Source organism: Actinoplanes sp. NPDC051633 (genome assembly GCF_040681735.1).
Classification (GTDB): Bacteria; Actinomycetota; Actinomycetes; order Mycobacteriales; family Micromonosporaceae; genus Actinoplanes.
Window position 1 is genome coordinate 1 of the sequence record NZ_JBFAZH010000799.1, and the last position, 3,643, is coordinate 3,643.

Genomic DNA, 3,643 nt, shown 5'->3' on the forward strand with positions numbered 1-3,643 from the left:
GGTCGGCGCGATCCTCGGCGGCCTGGCCGGGATGCGGTTCCACCGCAAGGTCGACAAGGCCGGCCTCGGCCACTGATCCTCGGCCACACAACCCGCAATTTCACGTCACAGGACGTACATCCGTGCGCCCTCAGTTCCTCCCTGCCCGCCGGACGATCCCGTGCCGGCGGGTGCACCGAGCGAAAGGAACCACCATGATCACCCAGAACGACATCCAGCGGCTCTCCGGCACCGACGTTTACACCACCGACGGCGACAAGATCGGCTCCGTCGGCCAGGTGTACCTCGACGACCAGAGCGGCGCCCCCGAGTGGGTAACGGTCAAGACCGGCCTGTTCGGCACCAAGGAGTCCTTCGTACCCCTGGACCGGGCCACCTTCAACGGTGACCGGATCGAGGTGCCGTTCGGCAAGGACAAGGTCAAGGACGCGCCGAGCATGGACGCCGACGGTGATCTGAGCCCGGCCGAGGAGGACAAGCTCTACACCCACTACGGCCTGTCCTCGTCCGGTGGACGGCTGACCGGCACCGGCGACGACAGCACGCGCGACCGCGACGCCACATACCGCCAGGACAGCGGCCACGACACCTCCGGCCCGTCGACCGACGACGCGATGACCCGTTCCGAGGAGCGGCTGGTCGCCGGCACCCGCACCGAAGAGGCCGGCAAGGCGCGGCTGCGCAAGCACGTCGTCACCGAGCAGGAGCAGGTCACCGTCCCGGTCACCCGCGAAGAGGTGACTCTCGACCGCGAGCCGATCACCGACGCCAACGTCGGCCGCGCGCTCGACGGCCCGACCATCTCCGAGGAGGAGCACGAGGTCACCCTGCACGCCGAGCGGCCCGTCGTGGACACCGAGGCCGTGCCGGTCGAGCGGGTCCGCCTCGGCAAGGAGACCGTCACCGATGAGGAGAGCGTCAGCGGTGAGGTTCGCAAGGAGCAGATCGAGTTCGACGGCCCCGAGGGCCGCGGGCGCACCGACCGCTGAGCAAGGCCACCGGCCACCGGCCGCCGCCCGGCATTGCATTTACGCATCTCGACGTATGGTCGATCTCATGGCCATGATGCGCAGGGCTTTGTCGGCGGCGGCCGACACCCGACGGCGGCGCGATCGGCGCGGTCACCTCCGGGTGACGACCTCGACGTGCCCGGAGACGGTCAGGCGCCGAGGAGCTTGGCCTTCGCCGCCTCGAACTCCTCGCGGGTGAGCAACTCGAGCTCGATCAGGCGGGCGAGCTTGGTGAGCTCGTCGGCCACCGAACCCTCGTGCGACGGAACCGGCCCGCGGCCGATCGCCTCGTCCACCGCGGCGCGCAGCATCTCGAAGGACGGGGCCTGCCGCTTGGTGAAGACCACCGCGTTCTCGTCGTTGGCCGCACCGGCCGCCGACGGGCCGACGCCCGGGAACAGGAAGCGGATGTAACCGCTGACGACCGGCCCGGCCGGTCGAACCTCGACGGACGAGATGTCGGCGATCGCGATCCGCTTCGCGGGCCGGCCGGTCGTCAGGCGGGACAGGCCGGTCCTGGTGATGGTGACGAACTCCCCGTCGAACACGACGGTTCCGGTCTGACCGCGTGCCTCTGTGCGGATCATGCATTCCTCCCGGCGACGATGGCGCACAGAAGACCCTAACGTCGCCGGGGGCGACGAGGAGCACGAGCACACCCGCGACGTCCGACAGCTCGGGTCGGTGCGCCAAACACGAAGTCGGCTTGTGGAACATGCACCATCTGTCTACCGGCGACCTTTCTGCCGGTGACGTAGAGGTTCCGTGTCGTTACACCGAGATGTAGCGTTCTGGATATGTGGGGCGTCGCCGATTCCCATTGATCAGCGGCATTGTCCGAGCCGATTTCCTCCGGCTTCCTTTTTCGACCAAGCGCGGTTCTGGGAAGGGAGTCCTCATGGCCGGTGTCGCCACGAAGCCGCCTGCTGCGGACGACCAGCGGGCCGGACGCGAACCGCTGATCGGCCGCGGGATGGTCGTGCTGTTCATCGCGCTGATCGGCTGCTTCACCGCCTGGGGTGTGGCGGCGGACCTGACCACGCCGATGGTGGCCGGCTTCAAACGCATCTTCGACATGAGCACGTTCCAGGCGTCGCTGGTCCAGCTGGCCTACTTCGGAGCGTATTTCCTGCTGGCGCTGCCCGCCGCCTTCATCAATCAGCGCTTCGGCTACAAGGTGGGAATCCTGACCGGGCTGGGCCTGGCCGCGCTGGGCGCGTTCGCGTTCTATCCGGCCAGCAAGATCATGACTTACGAGGCGTTTCTGGTGGCGCTGTTCGCGATCGCCGCCGGTTGCTCGATCCTGGAGACCTCGGCGAATCCGTACGTGCTGTCACTCGGCCCGGAGAAGACGGCCACCCGGCGCCTGAATTTCGCGCAGGCGTTCAACCCGGTGGGAACGAACATCGGCGTCCTGCTCGCCTCCACCCTCATCCTGCCCAAGCTCGCCGACCCGGTGGACATCGGATCTCTGTCGCCGGCCGAGCTGCACACGATCCGCGCCGGCGAGCTCGGTGCGGTGATGGGCCCGTACCTCGGCCTCGGCTTCGTGCTGCTGCTGATCGCCGTCGCGATCGCCAGCCAGAAGGCGCCGCCGATCGTCGAGGAGTTCCCCGACGCCGAGCCGGGTGACAGCCGCACCGGGAGCCTGTTCGCGGTTCTGTGGCGCAGCAAACGCTACCGGTACGGCGTCGTGGCGCAGTTCTTCAACGTCGCGGCTCAGGTGTGCACCTGGACCTATCTGATCCAGTACGTGCAACAGGCCCTCGGCGGCAGCCTGCAGAAGGGCGGCGCCTATCTGCAGGCGAGCCTGCTGGTGTTCCTGGTCTCCCGGTTCGTGATGACGTGGCTGATCGGCCGCGTACGGGCGACGAAGGTGCTCACCGTCCTGGCGTTCCTGGCCGTCCTGCTGTGCGCCTTCGCGATGGTCAGCCCCAACCTGGCCGGCGTGATCGCCCTCGTGGCGGTGTCCTTCTGCCTGTCGCTGATGTTCCCGACGATTTACGGCGTCGCCCTGGAGGGCCTCGGCCCCGCCACGAAGTTCGGCGCCGCGGGGCTCGTGATGGCCATCGTCGGCGGCGCCATCATGCCGCTGATCCAGGGCAAGCTCGTCGACTCGACCAGCGCGGCGATCTCGTTCGTCGTACCCGCCGTCTGCTTCGTGGTCGTCGGCCTCTACGCCCTCTACGATCTGTTCGCCCGGCCGGCCACGCATGCCACGGCCTCGGCGGGCACGTCCACCGGGAGCGCGTCATGACGGGCCGGTCGAACGGCCGGTGGCGCGCGCTCGTGGCCGCCGCGCTGACCATGACGCTCGCGGTGAGCGCCTGCGGCGGCGACGAGCCGACCAGCGCGACCAAGGACACCGACCGGCTCGAGGTCATGTCCTGGTGGACCTCCGGATCGGAGGCGGCGGCCCTGAACACGTTGCTGACCGCCTTCCGGGACACCAACCCCGGCGTCGAGCCGGTCAACGCGGCGGTGGCCGGCGGCGCCGGCTCCCAGGCCATCGTGGCGCTGGCGAAACGGCTGCAGGCGGGCGACCCGCCGGACGTCTGGCAGACCTTCGCCGGCAAGTCGGTCCAGGGCTACGCGGAGCGCGGCACCGTCCGCGACGTCTCCTCGGTGCTGAC

3 protein-coding genes and 1 pseudogene are annotated in these 3,643 nt (G+C 69.0%); 3 read left to right on the plus strand and 1 reads right to left on the minus strand.

Annotated elements, in window-relative coordinates; genetic code table 11:
• Positions 1-194 precede the first annotated feature (194 nt).
• A complete protein-coding gene (locus tag AB0M20_RS32220; RefSeq protein ID WP_364304106.1) occupies positions 195-989 on the plus strand; it encodes a PRC and DUF2382 domain-containing protein in 795 nt (264 codons plus the stop codon).
• 170 nt (positions 990-1,159) lie between these two features.
• Here AB0M20_RS32220 and AB0M20_RS32225 read toward each other — a convergent pair whose 3' ends face one another.
• The gene (locus tag AB0M20_RS32225; RefSeq protein ID WP_364304107.1) at positions 1,160-1,597 is read right to left on the minus strand and encodes a DUF4429 domain-containing protein; all 438 of its coding nucleotides are present in this window, start codon (positions 1,595-1,597) and stop codon (positions 1,160-1,162) included.
• Between the two features lie 311 nt (positions 1,598-1,908).
• Between AB0M20_RS32225 and fucP the strand changes: the two genes are divergently transcribed.
• Complete coding sequence (fucP, locus tag AB0M20_RS32230) at positions 1,909-3,267, plus strand: L-fucose:H+ symporter permease (RefSeq protein ID WP_364304108.1); 1,359 nt, start codon at positions 1,909-1,911, stop codon at positions 3,265-3,267.
• Positions 3,264-3,643, plus strand: a pseudogene (locus tag AB0M20_RS32235) (hypothetical protein); the annotation flags it as partial. The gene fucP and the pseudogene AB0M20_RS32235, both read left to right, overlap by 4 nt.

Excerpts from the sequence above, each read along its gene's own strand:
- AB0M20_RS32220 (WP_364304106.1), top strand. The coding sequence starts at position 195 with ATGATCACCCAGAACGACATCCAGCGGCTCTCCGGCACCGACGTTTAC.
- AB0M20_RS32225 (WP_364304107.1), bottom strand. The coding sequence starts at position 1,597 with ATGATCCGCACAGAGGCACGCGGTCAGACCGGAACCGTCGTGTTCGAC.
- fucP (WP_364304108.1), top strand. The coding sequence starts at position 1,909 with ATGGCCGGTGTCGCCACGAAGCCGCCTGCTGCGGACGACCAGCGGGCC.